The sequence below is a fragment of the Streptomyces sp. NPDC001709 genome (assembly GCF_053596375.1).
Window position 1 is genome coordinate 298212 of the sequence record NZ_JBSFGB010000007.1, and the last position, 19234, is coordinate 317445.

Annotated in this window: 19 protein-coding genes and 1 pseudogene; 10 read left to right on the plus strand and 10 right to left on the minus strand. The window is 72.1% G+C overall.

Going from position 1 to position 19234, the window contains the following annotated elements; translation table 11 throughout:
- Nucleotides 1-8: 8 nt before the first annotated feature.
- The 3 genes from ACWC0C_RS13955 to ACWC0C_RS13965 all read left to right on the plus strand — a co-directional run bounded on the left by ACWC0C_RS13955 (nucleotide 9) and on the right by ACWC0C_RS13965 (nucleotide 2152).
- Entirely contained in the window at nucleotides 9-776 is a 768-nt protein-coding gene (locus tag ACWC0C_RS13955) for a metal ABC transporter ATP-binding protein (RefSeq protein ID WP_450863998.1), read from the plus strand.
- On the plus strand, nucleotides 776-1678 hold the full coding sequence (locus ACWC0C_RS13960; RefSeq protein WP_449198028.1) for a metal ABC transporter permease: 903 nt from the start codon (nucleotides 776-778) through the stop codon (nucleotides 1676-1678). The genes ACWC0C_RS13955 and ACWC0C_RS13960 overlap by 1 nt, the downstream gene beginning before the upstream one ends.
- A gap of 63 nt (nucleotides 1679-1741) precedes the next feature.
- Nucleotides 1742-2152 (plus strand): Fur family transcriptional regulator, encoded by a 411-nt coding sequence (locus ACWC0C_RS13965; protein ID WP_450863999.1) that lies wholly within the window; start codon nucleotides 1742-1744, stop codon nucleotides 2150-2152.
- A gap of 28 nt (nucleotides 2153-2180) precedes the next feature.
- Here the strand turns inward: ACWC0C_RS13965 and ACWC0C_RS13970 are convergent, their stop codons facing one another.
- From ACWC0C_RS13970 to recO, 4 genes are read right to left on the minus strand one after another with little or no spacing between them, the layout of a single operon-like run.
- On the minus strand, nucleotides 2181-2717 hold the full coding sequence (locus ACWC0C_RS13970) for a YcxB family protein (RefSeq protein ID WP_450864000.1): 537 nt from the start codon (nucleotides 2715-2717) through the stop codon (nucleotides 2181-2183).
- A gap of 35 nt (nucleotides 2718-2752) precedes the next feature.
- Nucleotides 2753-4084 (minus strand): histidine-type phosphatase, encoded by a 1332-nt coding sequence (locus ACWC0C_RS13975; protein WP_450864002.1) that lies wholly within the window; start codon nucleotides 4082-4084, stop codon nucleotides 2753-2755.
- A gap of 40 nt (nucleotides 4085-4124) precedes the next feature.
- Complete coding sequence (locus ACWC0C_RS13980; RefSeq protein ID WP_449198032.1) at nucleotides 4125-4973, minus strand: isoprenyl transferase; 849 nt, start codon at nucleotides 4971-4973, stop codon at nucleotides 4125-4127.
- Between the two features lie 31 nt (nucleotides 4974-5004).
- Entirely contained in the window at nucleotides 5005-5751 is a 747-nt protein-coding gene (gene recO, locus ACWC0C_RS13985) for a DNA repair protein RecO (protein ID WP_365247287.1), read from the minus strand.
- A 151-nt stretch (nucleotides 5752-5902) separates the two neighbouring features.
- Here recO and ACWC0C_RS13990 point away from each other — a divergent pair.
- Together ACWC0C_RS13990 and ACWC0C_RS13995 are read left to right on the plus strand one after the other, a co-directional pair.
- Nucleotides 5903-5956, plus strand: a pseudogene (locus ACWC0C_RS13990) (hypothetical protein); the annotation flags it as partial.
- Between the two features lie 52 nt (nucleotides 5957-6008).
- Nucleotides 6009-6197: a hypothetical protein gene (locus tag ACWC0C_RS13995; protein ID WP_450864080.1), complete on the plus strand. Its 189-nt coding sequence runs from the start codon at nucleotides 6009-6011 to the stop codon at nucleotides 6195-6197.
- Nucleotide 6198: 1 nt separating this feature from the next.
- Here the strand turns inward: ACWC0C_RS13995 and ACWC0C_RS14000 are convergent, their stop codons facing one another.
- The gene (locus ACWC0C_RS14000; protein WP_449198035.1) at nucleotides 6199-6414 is read right to left on the minus strand and encodes a hypothetical protein; all 216 of its coding nucleotides are present in this window, start codon (nucleotides 6412-6414) and stop codon (nucleotides 6199-6201) included.
- Between the two features lie 221 nt (nucleotides 6415-6635).
- Between ACWC0C_RS14000 and ACWC0C_RS14005 the strand changes: the two genes are divergently transcribed.
- The 5 genes from ACWC0C_RS14005 to ACWC0C_RS14025 are packed head-to-tail and all read left to right on the plus strand — an operon-like array spanning nucleotide 6636 to nucleotide 13112.
- On the plus strand, nucleotides 6636-8264 hold the full coding sequence (locus tag ACWC0C_RS14005) for an ABC transporter substrate-binding protein (protein ID WP_450864004.1): 1629 nt from the start codon (nucleotides 6636-6638) through the stop codon (nucleotides 8262-8264).
- Between the two features lie 4 nt (nucleotides 8265-8268).
- Nucleotides 8269-9225 carry an ABC transporter permease gene (locus tag ACWC0C_RS14010; protein ID WP_450864005.1) on the plus strand — a complete coding sequence of 319 codons (957 nt, stop codon included), beginning with the start codon at nucleotides 8269-8271 and terminating at the stop codon, nucleotides 9223-9225.
- The gene (locus ACWC0C_RS14015; RefSeq protein WP_450864007.1) at nucleotides 9225-11183 is read left to right on the plus strand and encodes a dipeptide/oligopeptide/nickel ABC transporter permease/ATP-binding protein; all 1959 of its coding nucleotides are present in this window, start codon (nucleotides 9225-9227) and stop codon (nucleotides 11181-11183) included. Before ACWC0C_RS14010 ends, ACWC0C_RS14015 begins: the two co-directional genes overlap by 1 nt.
- Nucleotides 11180-12184 (plus strand): oligopeptide/dipeptide ABC transporter ATP-binding protein, encoded by a 1005-nt coding sequence (locus tag ACWC0C_RS14020; RefSeq protein WP_450864008.1) that lies wholly within the window; start codon nucleotides 11180-11182, stop codon nucleotides 12182-12184. The genes ACWC0C_RS14015 and ACWC0C_RS14020 overlap by 4 nt, the downstream gene beginning before the upstream one ends.
- A gap of 1 nt (nucleotide 12185) precedes the next feature.
- The gene (locus tag ACWC0C_RS14025; RefSeq protein WP_450864010.1) at nucleotides 12186-13112 is read left to right on the plus strand and encodes a dihydrodipicolinate synthase family protein; all 927 of its coding nucleotides are present in this window, start codon (nucleotides 12186-12188) and stop codon (nucleotides 13110-13112) included.
- Nucleotides 13113-13118: 6 nt separating this feature from the next.
- Here ACWC0C_RS14025 and ACWC0C_RS14030 read toward each other — a convergent pair whose 3' ends face one another.
- The 5 genes from ACWC0C_RS14030 to ACWC0C_RS14050 all read right to left on the minus strand — a co-directional run bounded on the left by ACWC0C_RS14030 (nucleotide 13119) and on the right by ACWC0C_RS14050 (nucleotide 19093).
- Nucleotides 13119-14318 (minus strand): sialidase family protein, encoded by a 1200-nt coding sequence (locus tag ACWC0C_RS14030; protein ID WP_450864011.1) that lies wholly within the window; start codon nucleotides 14316-14318, stop codon nucleotides 13119-13121.
- Nucleotides 14315-14980, minus strand: a complete 666-nt coding sequence (locus tag ACWC0C_RS14035) for a response regulator (protein WP_450864013.1) — start codon at nucleotides 14978-14980, stop codon at nucleotides 14315-14317. Before ACWC0C_RS14035 ends, ACWC0C_RS14030 begins: the two co-directional genes overlap by 4 nt.
- Complete coding sequence (locus ACWC0C_RS14040; protein ID WP_450864015.1) at nucleotides 14977-16176, minus strand: sensor histidine kinase; 1200 nt, start codon at nucleotides 16174-16176, stop codon at nucleotides 14977-14979. Before ACWC0C_RS14040 ends, ACWC0C_RS14035 begins: the two co-directional genes overlap by 4 nt.
- 6 nt (nucleotides 16177-16182) lie before the next feature.
- On the minus strand, nucleotides 16183-18252 hold the full coding sequence (locus ACWC0C_RS14045; protein ID WP_450864017.1) for an MMPL family transporter: 2070 nt from the start codon (nucleotides 18250-18252) through the stop codon (nucleotides 16183-16185).
- Nucleotides 18253-18406: 154 nt separating this feature from the next.
- Nucleotides 18407-19093 carry a TerB family tellurite resistance protein gene (locus ACWC0C_RS14050; RefSeq protein ID WP_450864019.1) on the minus strand — a complete coding sequence of 229 codons (687 nt, stop codon included), beginning with the start codon at nucleotides 19091-19093 and terminating at the stop codon, nucleotides 18407-18409.
- Nucleotides 19094-19234 lie beyond the last annotated feature (141 nt).

Sequence of the window (19234 nt, forward strand, 5' to 3'; positions counted from 1 at the left end):
GCAAGATCATGGGAGAGCCCGTCATAGCCCTGCGCGGGGTCACCGCCGAACTCGGCGCACGCCCCGTGCTACGCGGCATCGATCTCACCGTCGGCCGCGGCGAGGTCGTCGCACTGCTCGGCGCCAACGGCTCCGGCAAGTCCACCGCGATCCGCACGATCATCGGCCAGGTCCCGGTCAGCGGCGGCACGATCGAGCTGTTCGGCACCCCGCGCCGCGCCTTCCGCGACTGGGCGCGCGTGGGTTACGTACCCCAGCGCACGACGGCCGCGGGCGGGGTACCCGCGACGGTGACCGAGATCGTGTCGTCCGGCCGGCTCTCCCGCACCCGCTTCGGCGTCTTCCGCAAGGCCGACCGCGAGGCCGTGCACCGGGCCCTGGAGCTGGTCGGGATGGCCGACCGCGCCAAGGACTCGGTGAACGCCCTCTCCGGCGGCCAGCACCAGCGCGTCCTGATCGCCCGCGCGCTCGTCGGCGAGCCCGAACTGCTGATCATGGACGAGCCGATGGCGGGCGTCGACCTGGCCAGCCAGGAGGTGCTCGCGCGCACGCTGGAGCAGCAGGTCGGGACGGGTACGACGGTCCTCCTCGTGCTGCACGAACTGGGCCCGCTGGAGCCCCTGATCGACCGGGCGGTCGTACTCAGGGACGGCTGCGTCCTCCACGACGGCCCGCCCCCGCAGGCCGTGGGCCAACATGCGCTGCCGGGCCACGACCACGTACACCCGCACGCACCGGCGGGTTCCGAATCCCTGCGGACGGGGCTGCTGAGCTGATGTACCTCCTGAACTACGACTTCATGCAGCGGGCGCTGCTCGCCGCCGTCCTGGTCGGCATCACCGCGCCCGCGATCGGCATCTACCTGGTCCAGCGCCGCCAGGCCCTGCTGGGCGACGGCATCGGCCACGTGGCCATGACCGGCGTCGGCCTCGGCTTCCTCCTCTCCACGTCCCCCGTGTGGATGGCGACGGCCGTCTCGGTCCTCGGCGCGGTCCTGATGGAACTGATCCGCTGGTACGGCCGCACACGCGGCGACATCGCCCTCGCGATGCTCTTCTACGGCGGTATGTCCGGCGGTGTGATGCTGATCAACCTCACACCGGGGGGCTCCACCGCGAACCTGACGTCGTACCTGTTCGGCTCCCTCGCCACGGTGTCGCAGTCCGACGTGACCGCGATCTGTGAACTCGCCGCCCTCGTGCTGCTGGTCACCCTCGGCCTGCGCCGCCAGCTGTTCGCGGTCAGCCAGGACGAGGAGTTCGCGCGGGTCACAGGCCTGCCGGTGCGCGCGCTCAACCTCCTGACGGCGGTGACGGCGGCGGTCACGGTCACGGTGGCCATGCGCGTGGTCGGCCTGCTGCTGGTGTCCGCGCTGATGGTGGTGCCGGTGGCGGCGGCGCAGCAGCTCAGCCGCAGCTTCACGGCGACGCTCGTGATCGCCGTCGCGATCGGGGTGGCCGTGACCGTCAGCGGCACGATCACCTCCTACTACCAGGATGTTCCGCCCGGCGCGACGATCGTCCTGCTGACCATCGCCGCGTTCCTCGCGCTGACGGCCCTGGCCACGCCGTTGGCCCGCCGACGCGCCCGTGCTGGGGCCATGGCCGGGCCCGCCGGGGACCCGGCGGAGTGCTCGATTCCGGCCACACGGGCGGTCGGGGACGAGATCAGCGTCTGACCGCTGACGGCCCGGGCTGGCACAATGGCGGCCCGGGCAGAAGCGAGACGTGAGGAGATAACGGTGACGACCGCTGGACCGCCCGTGAAGGGCCGCGCGACCCGCCAGCGTGCAGCCGTGGCGGCGGCCCTTGACGAGGTCGAGGAGTTCCGCAGCGCGCAGGAGCTCCACGACATGCTCAAGCACAAGGGCGATTCGGTCGGCCTGACCACGGTCTACCGCACCCTGCAGTCCCTCGCCGACGCCGGCGAGGTCGACGTCCTGCGCACGTCCGACGGCGAGTCCGTGTACCGCCGCTGCAGCACCGGTGAACACCATCACCACCTGGTGTGCCGTGCCTGCGGCAAGGCGGTGGAGGTGGAGGGGCCGGCGGTGGAGAAGTGGGCGGAAGCGATCGCTTCGGAGCACGGGTATGTGAACGTGGCGCACACGGTGGAGATCTTCGGAACGTGCGCGGAGTGCGCCACGGGTTGAGCGGTTCCTCGCGCCCCTTCGGGGGGCTTTACACCCGCCGGATGTGGCGGTCCAGGATCGCCCGCAGCCGGTCCGCGTCCGCAGGGTCGGCCAAGCCTCTCTTGGGCAGCGTGGTGAACGTGGTGGCGTTCTTGTCCGCGCTGAACAGGACGAACACGCGCGCTGTCTCCCGGTAGCGGGGCTGTGCGGCCCAGGCGACCGACGCCGTGGTGTGGTCGGTCGCCACGGACACACCGCTCTCGGTGACCATCACCCGGAACACGCCCCGCTGTTCGGCCAGCCGCTGGAAGGCGCGGGCCTGCAACCACGGAGACAGCGCCAGCACAACGGTGGCCACGACCATCGACACCAGCACGCCGGGCGAGAAGTGCTTGTCCCCGCGCGCGGCCGACACGATCTCCACCAGGGCGAAGCACCCCATCACGTAGGGCATCCACCGGTAGACCCAACCCACCCGGCTCACCCGCAGCCGCGCCCGCAGCGCCGAGGTGAGGTCCGCCACCTCCGACCGGTAGCTCAGTTCCACGACGTCCTGCACCGCATCCCGCCCCATGTCCATGACCATGAGGCGGGATCGTACAGCCGTACCCCGGGCGGTGATCAGTCGCGTCCGAAGCAGCGCTCCAGCTCGTCGAGGTCGTAGAACGCGCTGCCTTCGGCGATCGGTCGGCAGCCCGCTCTGAAGGCCGTCTCCTTCTCGTTGTAGAGCATGCGGACGAGGTAACGGCCGCCCTTCTCGTACACGTCCCACTGGATGTTGGCGCCGAGCGGAGCCACCGACGCGCCGCGCCAGGGATTGCCCGCGTATGTGTAGGCCTCACCCGGCGTCGCCGGCCGCGTGCTGCCCGGCAGCCCCATCAGCGCGGCCAGCGGGATGATCTCCTCGGCGTGGGTGAAGCGCAGTTCGGCGCCGAGGTCGCTGGTGCCGGCGCGCTTGGCCTCGACCTGTTGGAAGAAGTCGTCGAGCAGGACGCCGGCCATCTTGTAGGTGATGTCGCTGTCGGAGAAGCCGGGGCCCTTCTCGTAGAAGTCCTCGGCGTCGGAGAGGTAGCCGAACCAGGACGCGTCCGAGCGGGAGATGTAGCGGTCCATGTCCCAGCCCCTGCCGTCCGGGGCGGGGCTCTCCTCGATCATCGCCGGTGCGATGGCGTACAGGTCGTAGACGGCCTGTGCGGCGCCCACCTGGTCGGCGATCCCGTCGACGAAGGGTTCCTTGAAGATCCTGCGCAGGACACCGCGCGCGGCCTCGTGCGTCCGGGGCTGGTCGGTGATCGCGTTCAGCGTGTCCTTGAGGCGCTGGTCGTTCGCGATGTAGTCCCGGTACGCGGCACCGCCCGCCGCCTTGTGGAAGTACAGCAGGTCCTTGTCGGTCCGGGTCGCCCCGATCAGCGGCTTGAGCGCGGGGTCGGCGGCGGCGAGGGCGCCTGTGTACTCGTCCGCGCTGTCCACGGCCCGCCCCTGCCCGGAGCTGACCACGTCGATCTTCTCGCCCTCGTCGGCGATCCGGGCGAACAGCGTGGGCAGCCGCCGCTCCATACGCGTCGCGGTGTCCCGCATCTCCTGCCGGCCGCGCCCGCTGAGGTTGCCGTACCCGACCTTCTGCATGACGGCCATGAGCGCCCGGACCGTCGGCCCGAACTCCTCACCCCTGCCGGTGAGTTGACCCTCGTCCTGTGCCTTGTCCCACAGCGCGAGGATCAGGTCGCCGGCCTCGCCGCCGGTCGCCGCACGGGAGCCGTGCCGGGAGACGTTCTCGGTGAAGACGGCGGTGTATCCGGCCGGGGGCTGCTGGTAGGTGCGCGGGTTCTGCTCGGGCGTATACGGCGCCTTGGTGCCGTAACTCTCGCGGTGCGCGGGGCCGTCGGCGGCGTGCGCGGGCAGCGCGGTGAGCAGCAGGGCGCCGAGGGCGAGGAGGGGGGTGAGACGTCTCATGAGTCCCGCATCCTCGGCGGCCCGCGTGAACCGCCGGTGGCTACGAGGTGGACTCGCCCTTCATGGCGGCCTCCATGGCGAGAAGTTCCTCGTTCGGGACGGCGCCACCGAACCGCCGGTCGCGGGAGGCGAATTCGACGCAGGCCCGCCACAGGTCACGGCGGTCGAAGTCGGGCCACAGCACGTCCTGGAAGACCATCTCGGCGTACGCGCTCTGCCAGAGCAGGTAGTTGGAGGTGCGCTGCTCCCCGCTGGGGCGGAGGAAGAGGTCCACGTCCGGCATGTCGGGGTAGTAGAGGTACTTCTGGATGGTCTTCTCGCTGACCTTCGACGGGTCGAGGCGCCCCGCCGCCACGTCCTCGGCCAGCGCCTTCGCCGCGTCGGCGAGCTCGGCCCGGCCGCCGTAGTTCATGCAGAAGTACAGCGTGAGCAGGTCGTTGCCCTTGGTCTGCTCCTGGGCGACCTGCAGCTCCTTGGCGACCGACTTCCACAGCCTGGGCATACGGCCCACCCAGCGCACCCGGATGCCGAGCTCGTCGAGCTGGTCGCGGGTCTTCCGGATGAAGTCGCGGTTGAAGTTCATCAGGAAGCGGACCTCGTCGGGCGAACGCTTCCAGTTCTCGGTGGAAAAGGCGTAGAGGGAGATATTGCGGACGCCGATCTCGATCGACCCCTGGAGCACGTCGAGCACCCGCTCGGCCCCGACCTTGTGCCCCTCGGTCCGCGGCAGCCCCCGCTCCTTCGCCCACCTCCCGTTGCCGTCCATGACGATGGCCACGTGGTTCGGGACCAGCTCGCCGGGGAGCTTCGGCGCACGCGCACCGGACGGATGCGGCTCCGGCGCCTTGTACCCGCGCCGCTGGCGCCCCAGGATCCCGCGTACGACCATGTGCTTCTCGTCTCCCTCTTACTTCTCGCTCTTACTTCTCGACGTACCTGAGCGAACGCAGCCCGCGCTCCAGATGCCAGTGCAGGTAGGCGGACACCAGCCCGCTGCCCTCGCGGACGTACCGCGCCTCGCAGGCGTCCGCCGTCTCCCAGTCTCCCGTAAGCAGCGCGCCGAGGAGTACCAGGGTCTGCGGCGACGGTACGACACTGCCCGGCACCCGGCAGTCGACGCAGACGGAACCACCGGAGGCGACGGAGAAGAACCGGTTCGGCCCGGGCATCCCGCACTTCGCGCAGTCACCGAAACTCGGGGCATACCCGTTGACCGCGAGGGAGCGCAGGAGGAAGGCGTCGAGGACGAGGTGGGGCGCGTGCTCGCCCCGGGCGAGGGTCCGCAGGGCCCCGACGAGCAGCAGGTATTGCTGTACGGCCGGCTCGCCCTCGTGATCGGTGAACCGCTCGGCGGTCTCCAGCATGGCCGTCCCGGCGGTGTACCGCGCGTAGTCGGTCACGATCCCGCCCCCGTACGGCGCGATGGTCTCACTCTGCGTGCACAGCGGTAGCCCGCGACCGATCAGCTCGCTCCCCCGCGCGAAGAACTGCACGTCGACATGGGAGAAGGGCTCCAGCCGCGCCCCGAACTTCGATTTCGTCCGCCGTACACCCCGGGCCACGGCCCGCACCCGCCCATGTCCGCGCGTGAGCAGCGTGATGATCCGGTCCGCCTCACCCAGCTTCTGGGTGCGCAGCACGATGCCGTCGTCGCGGAACAGACTCATGGGCACCATTCTCGCCCACGCGCTCCCCCGCCGATGCCGTTAAACAATATGTTGAAGGCGAGCTACCGCCGCGCCGGCTAGTGGCGGGGCCGTACCCTGCCCGACCTGCTGCATGACTGGACGGCCGAGCACGGCCCGCGCACCGCGCTCGATGGCGGCAGGCCTGCGGCTGCGCGGTATCGAACCCGGCAAACGGGTCGTGGTGCAGCTGCCGAACACCCCGGAGTTCGTCGTCACGCTGTTCGCGCTGATGCGGGGTGCCGCCGGGCATCGCAACCCGCCGGCTGGACGCCCTGGCCGACACCGAGGCGGACCTGGTCTCACTCCGGGTGCTGCAGACAGCCGGCGCCCGCCTCGACCCCGCCCTGGCCGCGCGGGTCGAGCCCGGCTTCGGCTGCCGGCTCCAGCGGGTCGCGGAGGGCCGCGTCGAGGACAGGTCATCGTGATCTAGGGCACCTCCCCACGACTGCGGGCGTTGGCGTAGGCGGTCGCCGCGCTGAGGCGCTCGGCGGGGGTGGCGAGCCGCACGGCTCCGGGGTCGGCGTCCCACTCCCGGCCGCCGCCGTAGGGTCTCAGCTGGACATACGGCCCCTCGTGTCCCATGACGATCCCGACCCGCCCGGTACGGGTGTCCACGGCACAGCTGCCGATGGGAGGCTTCACCGCAGCACCACTCCTTCCGTTCCGGTCAACTCGCTCCCCTTTCCTAGCGGGTTTCACTCTTCGTACATCGAGAGTGACTCTCCGCCTCTACACTCGACCGCTAGCCCTTTCGTGTGCGCCGTCTTGACCACCCCCACGCCCCCTCCTATGGTCGCGCTACCGATCGGACGTAGGACGTCGTATCTCCCACCTCCCTCCCCCACCGACTTGCTGGAGGACCCGTGCGCGACGACGTGACCCCCGACGTACCGGCACCGCGCCGCCGGTCGTTCCTGAAGTACACGGGTGCGCTGGGCGCGGCCGCCGTACTGCCGCCCGTGCTGGCCGGCTGTTCCGCCGGGCCGCAGTCCACGAACGACACCGGCGGCAGCGGCAGGGACCGGACGCTGACCGCCGTGATCGGTTACGGCAACGACGGCAGCTGGGACCCGACGCAGACCGCGTCGGCGTTCTCGATGGCCGCCAACAACCATGTCTACGAGGGTCTGCTGGACACCGATCCGATCACCCGGGTGCCGTATCCGGCGCTGGCCACCGAGGTGCCCAAGGACCCCGGCGCCACCACCTGGCGGTTCACGCTCCGCCCGGGCGCGACCTTCCACGACGGCAAGCCCGTCACCGCCGACGACGTCGTGTTCGTCTTCGACCGGATCCTCGATCCGAAGACCCAGACGCTCGCCAAGGGGTTCTTCGTGAGCTGGCTGGACAGCGTCCGCGAGGTCGACTCCCGCACCGTCGACCTCGTCCTCAAGTTCCCCTTCCCCGACGGGCTTTCCCGGCTCACCCTCGCCAAGATCATGCCGAAGCACGTCTTCGCCGCGCCCGGCGCCTGGGACGACGCCATCAAGGGGCTGGCCGTGGGCTCGGGGCCGTACCGGCAGACCGCGCACCACCCGAAGTCCAACACCACCTTCGAGGCGTTCGCCGCCTACAACGGGCCCCGCCCACCCGCCTTCAAGCGCATGAACTGGCTGACCATCGTGGATGCCGCGCCGCGCGTCGCGAAGATCTCCGGGTCCGACGCCGGGGCGCAGATCGCCGACAACATCCCCTACGCCAACATCGCCAGGCTGGAGCAGGGCGGGCTCAAGGTCGCCGGTGGCGCCGGGATGAACAACCTCTTCCTGATGTTCAACACCCGGCACAAGCCCTTCGACGACGTACGGGTGCGGCAGGCACTGCACTACGCCATCGACACCGAGAAGATGGTGCAGGTCGCCCTCAAGGGGCACGGGAGGCCCGCCTCCTCGTTCCTGAACGAGGGCAACCCGGCCTACCGGCGGGCCAGGACCGTCTACGACTACGACCCGCACAAGGCCAAGGCGCTCCTCGAAGCCGCAGGCGTCTCCCACCTCAAGGTCGACCTCCTCGCCGTCAACGTCAGTTGGATCGTGGACTGTCTGCCGACCATCAAGGCGTCGTGGGACGCGGTCGGGGTGGAGACGTCCCTCGCGCCGCAGGAGACCACGGCCGTGTTCACCAAGATGGACCAGAAGCAGGACTACCAAGTCGTCGCCGCCGCATCCAATCCCAATCAGTTCGGGCTCGACGCCGATCTGATCATGCATTACAACTACGGGCCGCAGAACCTGTGGATGGGGTACACCCGGTGGGCGGGCGACCCGGTGGCCAAGCGGCTCTTCGCGGACATGGACCGGGCGACCCGGGAGCCCGACCCGGCGAAGAAGAGGGCCATCATCCAGGACTACATCGACGTCGTCGCCGAGCAGGCCGTGCTGTACCCGGTGGTGCACAACGAGCTGATGACGGCCTGGGACCCGCGCAAGCTCACCGGGATAAGGGCCCAGCCGTACCCGGGGATCAACCTGCTCCAGGCCAAGTGGGTCTGACGGCATGACGGCCGTCGTACGGATCCTGCTCCGCCGTATCGCCCTGCTCGTGCCGCTGATACTCGGGATCGTGCTGTTCGTGTTCCTGGTGATGCGGTTCTCCGACGTGGATCCGGCGTCCGCGTTCTTCCAGGGGGCCAATCCGACCCCACGGCAGCTGCACGACTTCCGGGAGCGCAGCGGTCTGCTCGATCCGCTGCCCGTGCGGTACGTCCACTTCGTCGGCGACCTGCTCCACGGCGACCTCGGCACCAGCGCCCTGACCCGGGCCCCGGTGGTCGACCAGGTCACCACCGCGCTGCCGCTCACCCTTCAGCTGACCTTCCTCGGTCTCGCCGTCGCGGTGGTGCTGGCGCTGGCGGGGGGCGTGACGGCGGCCGTGTACCGGGACCGGATCCCGGACCAGGTCATCCGGGTGGTCTCGCTCGTCGGGGTGGCCGCCCCCGGCTTCTGGCTGGCGCTGCTGATGATCCAGTACCTGGCGGTGGACCGGGGGTGGTTCCCGACCGGCGGGTACATCAACCCGGCCGACTCCGTCACCGGCTGGCTGAAGACCATGGCGCTGCCCGCCTTCGCCCTCTCCCTGCCGGTGGCCGCGCAGCTGACGCGGATCGTCCGTACCTCGGTGGTGGAGGAGCTGGACAAGGACTATGTGCGGACGGCCATCGGGAGCGGGCTGCCGCCCCGTGTCGTCGTCGGGCGGAACGTGCTCCGCAACGCCCTGGTCAATCCGCTGACCGTGCTCGGGCTGCGGGTCGGCTACCTCCTCGGCGGTGCCGTTGTCATCGAGACGATCTTCTCCCTGCCCGGCATGGGCAAGCTGATGATCGACGCCGTGCAGAACGGGGATCCGGCGGTGGTGCAGGGGGTGGTGCTCACCACCGCCACCGGGTTCGTCGTCGTCAATCTCGTCATCGACATCCTGTATCTGCTGGTCAACCCACGTCTGAGGACGGGCTGATGGTCACGCGCGTGAGGCTCACCGAGCGGCTCCCCCGGCCCGGCGGGGTGCGGCTGCGGGGCTGGCGCCGGCTGCCGCCGCTGTCGAAGGTCGCCGTCTGCTTCCTGGCCCTCGTCCTCCTCGTCGCCGTACTCGCCCCTCTCCTCGCCCCGGACGATCCGCTCGACCAGCAGGACCCGGTCGGCGGCTCGGGGCATCCGTCCGCCGCGCACTGGCTCGGGCAGGACAGCCTCGGCCGGGACATCCTGAGCCGGCTGATGTACGGCGCCCGGTGGTCGCTGGCGATCGGGCTGGGGGCGACCGCGCTCGCGCTGGCCGTGGGCGCCGTCCTCGGGGCGGTGGCCGCCACCTCCCGCAAGGCGGTCGACGAGACGCTGATGCGCTGTCTGGACGTGGTGATGGCGTTCCCGGGGATCGCGCTCGCGGCCGTGCTGGTCGCCGTGTTCGGCGGGGGTATCGGCGTGCTGATCTGTGCCATCGCCTTCCTGTTCACGCCGCCCGTGGCCAGGGTCGTACGGGCGAACGTCCTCGACCAGTACGGGGAGGACTACGTCACGGCCGAGCGCGTGATCGGCGCCCGTACCCCGCACATCGTGCTGCGGCACGTGGCCGTCAACTGTGCCGCTCCGGTGCTGGTGTTCTGCACGGTCCAGGTGGCCGAGGCCATCGTGTTCGAGGCGTCGCTGTCCTTCATCGGCGCCGGTGTGCGGCCGCCGGACCCGTCGTGGGGCAGTGTCATCGCCGACGGCAAGAACATGGTGCTGACCGGGGGCTGGTGGGCGACCGTCTTCCCCGGGCTGCTGATCCTGCTGACCGTGCTGTCGCTGAACATCCTGTCCGAGGGCGTGTCCGACGCGTGGGCGGCGCCGGCCGCGCGCGAAGTGGCGGCCCCCGATGACCGGTTGGAGAAGGCGGAACCCGGGGACGTACTCCCGCTGCCCGGTCTGACCGAGGCCGCGCGGCGGCTGCGGGCCCGGGCCCGGCCGCGCCCCGCCCCCGGCGGGCAGCCGGTGCTCGCCGTGGAGAACCTCACCATCGGCTTCCCGGACCGGCACCGGGGCGTGGACATCGTCGCCGGGGTCAGCTTCGAGGTGCACCCGGGTGAAGTGCTCGGTCTGGTGGGCGAGTCGGGGTGCGGGAAGTCGCTGACCGCGCTCACGGTCATGGGACTCCAGCCGAGGGGCGCGCGCATCGGCGGCCAGGTGCGGTTCCGGCAGCGGGACCTGCTCGCCGAGCCGATGCGGGTACGGCGGCGGCTGCTCGGGCACGAGATGGCGATGGTCTACCAGGACGCCCTGTCCTCGCTGAACCCGGCGATGACCATCCGTGCCCAGCTGAAGCAGCTCGTCCGGCGCGGTGGGCGGCGCAGTCCGCACGAGCTCCTGGAGCTGGTCGGTCTGGACCCCGAGCGCACCCTGCGCAGCTATCCGCACGAGCTGTCCGGCGGGCAGCGGCAGCGGGTGCTGATCGCCATGGCGCTGTCCCGCGATCCCCGGCTGATCGTCGCCGACGAGCCGACGACCGCCCTGGACGTCACCGTGCAGGCCCAGGTGATGGAGCTGCTGCTGCGGCTGCGCGAGGAGCTGGGCTTCGCGCTGATCCTGGTCTCGCACGATCTGGCGCTGGTCGCCGACGTCACCGACCGGGTGGTGGTGATGTACGGCGGGCAGATCGTGGAGAGCGGGGTGACCGCCGACCTGGTGGCGGCGCCGGCCCACCACTACACGCGCGGTCTGCTCGGCAGCGTGCTGTCGCTGGAGTCGGCCGAGGAACGGATGACGCAGATCAAGGGGGTCGTACCCGCCCCGGCCGACTTCCCGGCGGGCTGCCGCTTCGCCGGCCGCTGCCCACGGGCGACCGAGGTGTGCCACGACAGCACGCCCGTCCTCACCGGTACGGCCACCCACACGGCCGCCTGCCACCACCCGGCCGTACCCGTCGAGGAGGCTCTCCAGTGAACGCCGTCATCGAGGTCCGGGACGCCCATGTCGTGCACAAGGCTCGCAGCGGCGGACTGCTGAGGCGCGACCGGGTGTACGCCCTGACCGGCGCCGACCTCACCGTCGCCGCCGGGGAGACGGTGGGCGTGGTCGGCGAGTCGGGGTGCGGGAAGTCGACGCTGGCGCGGGTGCTGGTGGGCATCCAGCGGCCGACCTCCGGGACCGTGGCGTTCCAGGCCCGTGACCTGTGGGCGATGCCGCCGGCCGAGCGCCGGGCCACCGTCGGCGCCGGTGTCGGGATGGTCTTCCAGGACCCGTCGACCGCGCTGAACCGGCGGCTGACGGTACGGCGGATCCTGCGCGACCCGCTCGATGTCCACGACCGTGGGAGCAGGGCCGAACGGGAGGACCGGGTCCGGGAGTTGATGGGCCTGGTGGCCCTCCCCCGGGCCCTCGCCGACGCGCTGCCCGGACAGCTCTCCGGCGGGCAGCGCCAGCGCGTCGCCATCGCCCGTGCGCTCGCCCTGGACCCGGCCCTGGTCGTCGCCGACGAGCCGACCAGCGCCCTGGACGTGTCGGTCCGCGCGCAGATCCTCAATCTGCTGCTGGACCTGCGCGAACGGCTCGGGCTCGCCCTGGTGTTCGTCTCGCACGACATCCAGACGGTACGGCGGATGAGCGACCGGGTGATCACCATGTACCTGGGCCGGATCGTGGAGGAGACCCCGGCCGGCCGGGTCACCGACGCCGCCCGGCACCCGTACACCCGGGCCCTGTTCTCCGCCACGCCCGGCCTGCTCGACCCCATCGACCCGATCCCGCTGACCGGCCCGGTGCCCTCGGCGACCCGGCCGCCGAGCGGCTGCCCGTTCCGCACCCGGTGCTGGAGGGCGGACGGGTTGTGCGCGGAGGTCATGCCGGACTTCTCGGCCGCGTCACGCCCCGGACACCGCTACCGGTGCCACCATCCTGTGGAGGAGGACCAGCCGACTCGCGCCCCAGCACGCCAGGAGCCCTGACATGCCCTTCCCCACCCCGCTCACCGGTGTCGTCCCGCCCGTCTGCACGCCCCTGACACCTGAGCGCGAGGTGGACGTCCGCTCGCTGCTCAGGCTGGTCGACCATCTGGTGGAGGGCGGGGTGCACGGGCTGTTCCTGCTCGGGTCCACGTCCGAGGCGGCGTTCCTGACGGACCGGCAGCGCCGGCAGGTCGTCGAGGCGGTGGTCGCCCACGTCGGCGGGCAGCTGCCGGTCCTCGCCGGCGCCATCGACATGACCACCCCGCGCGTCCTGGACCATGTCACGTCCGTGACGGCGGCCGGCGCGCAGGCGGTGGTCGTCACGGCTCCCTTCTACGCCCGCACCCACCGCTCCGAGATCGTCCACCACTACCGCCGGATCTCCGCCGCGTCCGAGGTGCCCGTCATCGCCTACGACATCCCGGTCGCCGTGCACACCAAGCTCCCCGCCGACCTGGTGCTGGGGCTCGCCGCGGACCGGGTGCTGGCCGGGATCAAGGACTCCAGCGGGGACCTGGCCGCCTTCCGCGAGATCGTCACCGGCGGCCGCGCGCACCCCGGGTTCAGCGTGCTGACCGGCTCGGAGCTGATCGTGGACTCCGCGCTGGCGCTGGGCGCCGACGGGGCGGTGCCGGGGCTGGCCAACGTCGACCCGCACGGGTATGTCCGGCTGTACCGGATGTGCCGGGCGGGCGACTGGGAGGGGGCGCGGGCCGAGCAGGAGCGGCTGTGCGCGCTGTTCGGGATCGTCGCGGTCGGGGATCCGGCGCGGATGGGCGGCAGCTCGTCGGCACTGGGCGCGTTCAAAGCCGCGCTGCATCTGCGGGGGGTCATCGACTGCCCGGTGACGGCCGAGCCGCAGGTGCCACTGTCCGGCGAGGAGACGGAGAAGGTCGGCAAGTTCCTGGCGGCGGCCGGGCTGCTCTAGGTCGCCCTAGGTTCCGCGCAGCGTCAGTCTGCGGAACTCCAGCATGTCGTAGTTGCGGGTGGCGCCCGTCTCGTACAGGACGCCGATCGTGTCGTGGCCGAGCTGGACCAGGTCGGAGTAGGCGGCCGGGCGGTCCGGGAGGGTGAGCAGTCTGGTGAAGGTGTGGCCGGAGTCGGTGCTGGACCAGAGGGCGAGGGTGCGGCGGGCGGTGGGCACGGAGGGGCCGGAGAAGAGCAGCGGGGCTCCGGGGCCGCGCAGTTGGAGGACGCTGCCCTGGACCACGGGGACGTCGTTCAGGGTGGGCTGGACGGCGTAGGGGCGGTCGAGGGTGGTGCCGCCGTCGGAGGAGTAGGTGTCGAGACGGTTGCCGGGCGCTGTGCCGTACTGGTCACGGGCGTTGAAGTAGAGCCGTCCGTCCGGGAGTTGGGCGGCGGTCGTCTCGTTGGTGTTGAGCACGCCGTCATGGGTGGTCTGCGCGAAGCCGAGGTGCCAGGTGCGGCCGCCGTCGTCGCTGTAGAGGGCGTGACCGCCGTAGTACTTCGAGGAGCCGGTGGGCGTGGCGGCGGAGTGGTTGGCCGGGACGAGCAGACGGCCGGCGTGCGGGCCCCGGGTGAGGGCCACGGCGTGGCCGGGACCGGTGGCGTACCAGTTCCAGCCGGGCCGCTTCACCTGCGCCGTGATGTCGACCGGGGGCGTGAACCGGCGGCCGTCGTCCCGGCTGCGCTGCACGAACACCCGGCGGCCCAGCTCGGCCGGCACCTCGCCGCGCATGATCTGCGTCTCCGTCACCTTGCCGCTGTTGCCGCAGGTCACGAGGACGACGGCACCGGTGCGCGGGTCCACGACCGGCGCCGGGTTGCCCCGGGTGTCCCCGTCTCCGGCGGACACCACCGCCATGGGGCCCCAGGTGCAGCCGCCGTCGGTGGAGCGGCGCAGGACGACATCGATGTCACCGGTGTCCGCCGCGCTGTCGCGCCGGCCCTCGGCGAAGGCCAGGACGGTGCCGTGCGGGGTCCGCACGACGGCGGGGATGCGGTAGGTGGCGTAGCCGCCCTCGCCCGAGATGTACGGGAGGGAGGCGGCACAGCGGGCGTGTGCGTGGCCGGTCGTGGCGCTCGCCTGGGCCGGGGTCGCCGCGGGCAGGCGGGCGGTGAGCGAGGTGAGGAGCGCGAGGGCGGTGAGCAGGGTGCGGCTCTTCGGTGTCACCCACCCATGCTCCCAGGAATCACCAGCCCCGACTCGTAGCCGACGATCACCAGCTGGGCGCGGTCGCGGGCGCCGAGCTTACCCATGATCCGGCTGACGTGGGTCTTGGCGGTGAGCGGGCTCAGGCCCAACACCTCGGCGATTTCGGCGTTGTTGAGGCCGCGCGCGACCAGTGTCAGCACCTCCCGCTCCCGGTCCGACAGGCACTCGGGGCCGCCCGTCGCGGGCGCCGAGGGGCTGCGCAGGAACCGCTCGATCAGGCGTGCCGTGGGCCCCGGTGAGAGCAACGCCTCGCCCCCGGCGACCGTACGGATCGCGTCGAGGAGGTCGGCCGGGCGGGTGTCCTTCACCAGGAAGCCGGAGGCACCGGCGCGCAGCGCCTCCACCACGTGCTCGTCGGTGTCGTAGGTGGTGAGCACCAGGACCCTGACCCCGGCGAGGTCCTCGTCGGCGGCGATGAGCCGGGTCGCCTCGATGCCGTCCAGGCCGGGCATGCGGATGTCCATCAGGACGACGTCGGCGCGCGCGGTCCGGGCGAGCTCGACGGCCTCCCGCCCGGTGCCGGCCTGCCCGACCACCTCCATGTCCGGCGCCGACTCCACGAGCATCGCGAACGCGGCCCGCACCAGGGTCTGGTCGTCGGCGAGCAGTACCCGGATCATCTGTGGGCCCCCAGTCTCTCGCCCAGCGGCAGTACGGCACTCACCTCGAAGCCCCGGCCGTCGGCGCGCGGTCCGGCGTCGACCGTGCCGCCGACGCTGCGGGCCCGTTCCCGCATGCCGACGAGTCCGAAGCCGGGCGGGCCGTCACCGGTGCCGCCGACTCCGTCGTCGCTCACCAGCACCCGCAGGCCGCCCTCCTCCTCGTGCACACCCACGCGCACGGTCAGGTCGGCCCGGCCGCCGTGCCGTACCGCGTTGGTGAGCGCCTCCTGCACGATCCGGTAGGCGGCGGCGCCGACGGCCGGCGGCACCGCGTCGGCCCGCACGGACAGTTCCACCCGGGCGCCCGCCGACCTGGCCAGCTCGGCGAGGCCCGCGAGACCGGGCAGCGGGCCGCGGGCGTCCGGGGTGCCGGGGTCGCGCAGCACCTCCAGGGTCGTACGGAGTTCGCCGCGGGCCGTGCGGCAGGTCCCGGCGATGTCGTCGAGGGCCTTCGCCACGGCCGTACGGTCCAGCCGCTCGGGGTCGGCCTGGAGGACGTGTGCGGCGACCGAGGTCTGCACGCCGATGAGGGTGATGCTGTGGGCGAGCAGGTCGTGCAGGTCACGGGCGATGCGCAGGCGCTCCTCGGCGACCCGGCGGCGGGCCTCCTCCTCCCGGGTGCGCTCGGCGCGTTCGGCGCGCTCCACGGCCGCGGCGGCGTTCTCGCGGTGGACGCGGAGGTAGCCGCCGAGGACGAGCATGGAGACGATCCAGCCGGTGATCTGGAAACTCACCTGGAGCCCGGCCATGCCGTGGCGGATCTTCAGGAGCAGCATCAGCGTGACGACGGCGGCGCCGATGAAGGCCGTGCGCCGGGGGCCGTGGGTCACCGCCACCGTGTAGAGGACGACCATCGAGGCGGCGGTGGGTGCCGAGTGGTTGTAGTCCAGCTGGTGGTAGATCGCGATCAGGGTGATCATGACCGCGAGCACGGTGAGCGGGGCCCGCCGGCGCCACACCAGCGGCACGTGCAGGCCGAGCAGCAGGGCCCAGCCGAGCGCGTCCGGGTGCCGGCCGCTGCCGACGGTGACGGCGATGACCGAGGCGAGCGCGGCGAGCGCGGCGGCCAGGCACGCGTCCTGCCGCGGGGGATCCAGGGACGCGAGGGCACGGCCGGGCCGGGACGCGGTGATGGTTGCCTGCACGGGGTTCATCTTCCGCTATACGCCCACGGGCGTCGGCGTGCGGTCGGCGTCCGGCACCGGACGGGACAGCCGGCCCGGCCACCACACCCGGTGCCCGAGCGCCACGCTCGCGCTGGTCACCAGGTAGGTGCGGACGAGGAAGGTGTCCAGCAGGACGCCGACGGCGATGACGAAGCCCAGCTCGACCAGCGGCACCAGGCCCATGTTGGTCAGCACCGCGAAGGTGGCGGCGAGGACCAGCCCGGCGGAGGCGATGACCCCGCCGGTGGTGCGCAGGGCGATGAGCGCGGCCGCCGCCGGTTCGGCGCCCTTGAGCGACTCCTCGCGCATCCGGTGCATCAGGAAGATGCCGTAGTCCACGCCGAGGGCGACGAGGAAGACGAAGGACAGCAGGCCGAGGCCGGGGTCGGTGCCGGGGAAGCCGAACAGCGGCCCGAAGACGAGCCCGCCGAGTCCGAGGGCCGCGCCCCACACGGCGATCACGGCGGCGACGAGCAGGAGCGGGGCGACCAGGGAGCGCAGCAGGACGATCAGGATCAGCAGCACGGACAGGAGCACGATCGGGATGACCACCAGGCGGTCGCGGGCGCTGGTGTCCAACAGGTCGAGCTGCTGGGCGCTGGGCCCGCCGACGTGGGAGCCGGGCAGCCGGTGCCGGAGCGACTCGATGGTGGCGGTCTCGGCGGCGGACTGGGGCGGCGCGGACGCGGTCACGGTGATCTCGGTCCAGCCGCCGCCGGTACGGCCCTGGCGCGCGTCGGCCACTCCCCGGGTGCCCTTGACCACGGCGAGGGTCGCGTCGGCCCGGCCGGCCGGGGTGAGGACCTCGATGGGCTGTGCGGACCGCTCCGGGTAGGCCCTGGCCACGGTCTCCATGGCGGTCACGGACTCGGGCCGGTCCACGAAGGTGTCCAGCTGCTTGAGGGAGCCGGGCAGGTTCAGGACGCCGAGCGCGAGCGCGCCGAGCAGGGCGGCGCCGGAGGCGAGGACGGTCAGCGGGCGGCGCCCGGCCGAGGAGCCCATCGCCGCGAACAGGGAGCGGCGGGCCTTGGGTGTGCTGCCGTGGGCGGGCACGAGCGGCCAGAAGACGCGGCGGCCGAGCAGGACGAGGACGGCGGGGAGCAGGGTGAGCATCGCGGCGAGCGCGCACAGCACGCCGACCGTGCCGAGCGGGCCCATGCCGCGGCTGGAGTTGAGGTCGGCGGCGAGCAGGCACAGCAGTCCGGCGGCGACCGTGCCGGAGGAGGCGAGGACGGCGGGACCGCAGCCGCGCAGGGCGGCCCGCATGGCGTCGTACGGGCGCTCGTGGTGCCGTAGTTCCTCGCGGTAGCGGGAGACGAGGAGGAGGGCGTAGTCGGTGCCGGCGCCGAAGACGAGGATGGTCATGATGCCGGCGCTCTGGCCGGAGACGGTGGTGCCGAAGGCCTGGTTGAGGCCGTAGGCGGCGGACCGGGCGAGGAAGTCGCCGACGCCGGCGACGACGAGCGGGACCAGCCAGAGCAGGGGGCTGCGGTAGATGAGGATGAGCAGGATCGCGACGACGGCGACCGTGGTGTAGAGCAGGGGCCCGCCGAGCGAGGCGTACACACCGGAGGCGTCGGTGGCGAGCGCGGCCGGACCACCGACCCGCACGCTCAACCCGCCTTGGTCATGGGCTACTTGACGGACGTCGTCGACGAAGGTGTTCCGCTTCTCCTCGTCCGTGCCCGGCTCGTTGCTGGTGACCGGGTACATGAGGGTGGCGCCGTCGGCGGACGGGACGCCGTGCGGGGTGCCGGCGGTCAGCCGGTGCCGTCGGCCGATCTCGGCGATCTGTCCGTCCGCCGTGGCCCGGTCGGCGGCGGTGAGACCGGCCGTCCGGTGGTAGACGAGGACCAGTTCGGTGGTCTCGCCGCCGGGCAGCCGGTCCTGCAGTTTCGCGACCTGGGTGGAGTCGGCGGACGCCGGCAGATAGTCGGTGGCCCGGTTGTGCTGGACGTCGCCGAGTTTCGCGGCGAACGGCCCGGCCACGGCCAGCAGCACCGCCCACAGCCCGACCACCAGCCAGGGCAGCCCCCTGGTCCTGCGTGCCTTCACGGGCCCCATGGAATCGGGCCTCCCCTCCACCGCGGATGTCTGGATACGGCTTCCAGACTTCCGGTGAAGGGGGCGGCAATCGTCGGGCGTGGGGGCGAGTTCGGGGGTACTGCCGGGGGTGGCCGCGGGGCAGGATTACTCCCTGGGGAGTAACAGTCGGACCCTACGACGGTGTCCGTGCCGCCGCCAGCAGGCGGGTCACGTCGTCGGCGCAGATGGTGAGGGCCGCGCCGACCGTGGTGAGGGCGTCGCGTTCGGCGGGGGTGTACGGGCCGTCGGCGAGGGCGATGCGGGCGGCCTGGAGGAGGAGGGATTCGCGGCCGGCCGGGGCGAGGTGCGGGGCGAGCGGGTCCAGGGCCTCGTGCAGCTCTATGGTCAGGCTCGTGCCGCACTCCGCGCCGAGGACCCGGCCGGTGTCGGCGGCGAGGGCGTCGACGAGTGCGGCCAGCTGTTCCTCGGTACAGCCGTCGAAGCCGGCCGCGCGGACGGCGCCGGCGGCCGTCTCCAGGGCCGTACGGGAGGAGGTGCCGCCCGCGGCGAGCACGGCGAGGGCGACGGTGTGCACGGCGTCGCGGAGCATCGCGGAGAAGCGGCGGGTGGTGGGGTGGTCGAGGACGTCGGTGCCGTAGTGGTGGCTGCAGGCGGCGCACTCCACGACCGGTCCGGCCGTCCCGCGCGGCAGCAGCGGCACCCCGAGCAGGGTGAGCCGGCGACGGCCGGTGAGCCGCTGGTAGTTGCGGTCGCCGCCGCAGCCGGGGCAGTAGAACTCGCCGTCCCCGACGGGTGTCCACGCGGTGCGCGTGCCCAGGAAGCGCAGGGCCTGGCCGTCTCGTCCCCGTACTGGCAGCACGTCGCACCTCCGTAACCGCACGGCAACATCGCCGCGCTGGCGTGATGTTAGCCACATCCCCAAGGCTGAGTCAGTACCCCGTAAGAGACCTTTCCGTGACCTCGGGGGCCGGGTGGCCGAGAAACGACGGTGCCCCGGCCG

Bases quoted from the DNA above. Each gene is read 5' to 3' on its own strand.
- ACWC0C_RS13970 (WP_450864000.1), bottom strand. From the start codon at position 2,717: ATGGTCATGGACATGGGGCGGGATGCGGTGCAGGACGTCGTGGAACTG.
- ACWC0C_RS13980 (WP_449198032.1), bottom strand. From the start codon at position 4,973: ATGGTCGTACGCGGGATCCTGGGGCGCCAGCGGCGCGGGTACAAGGCG.
- ACWC0C_RS13960 (WP_449198028.1), top strand. From the start codon at position 776: ATGTACCTCCTGAACTACGACTTCATGCAGCGGGCGCTGCTCGCCGCC.
- recO (WP_365247287.1), bottom strand. From the start codon at position 5,751: ATGAGTCTGTTCCGCGACGACGGCATCGTGCTGCGCACCCAGAAGCTG.
- ACWC0C_RS14040 (WP_450864015.1), bottom strand. From the start codon at position 16,176: ATGAACCCCGTGCAGGCAACCATCACCGCGTCCCGGCCCGGCCGTGCC.
- ACWC0C_RS14010 (WP_450864005.1), top strand. From the start codon at position 8,269: ATGACGGCCGTCGTACGGATCCTGCTCCGCCGTATCGCCCTGCTCGTG.
- ACWC0C_RS14035 (WP_450864013.1), bottom strand. From the start codon at position 14,980: ATGATCCGGGTACTGCTCGCCGACGACCAGACCCTGGTGCGGGCCGCG.
- ACWC0C_RS14045 (WP_450864017.1), bottom strand. From the start codon at position 18,252: ATGGGGCCCGTGAAGGCACGCAGGACCAGGGGGCTGCCCTGGCTGGTG.
- ACWC0C_RS14015 (WP_450864007.1), top strand. From the start codon at position 9,225: ATGGTCACGCGCGTGAGGCTCACCGAGCGGCTCCCCCGGCCCGGCGGG.
- ACWC0C_RS13955 (WP_450863998.1), top strand. From the start codon at position 9: ATGGGAGAGCCCGTCATAGCCCTGCGCGGGGTCACCGCCGAACTCGGC.
- ACWC0C_RS13975 (WP_450864002.1), bottom strand. From the start codon at position 4,084: ATGAGACGTCTCACCCCCCTCCTCGCCCTCGGCGCCCTGCTGCTCACC.
- ACWC0C_RS14025 (WP_450864010.1), top strand. From the start codon at position 12,186: ATGCCCTTCCCCACCCCGCTCACCGGTGTCGTCCCGCCCGTCTGCACG.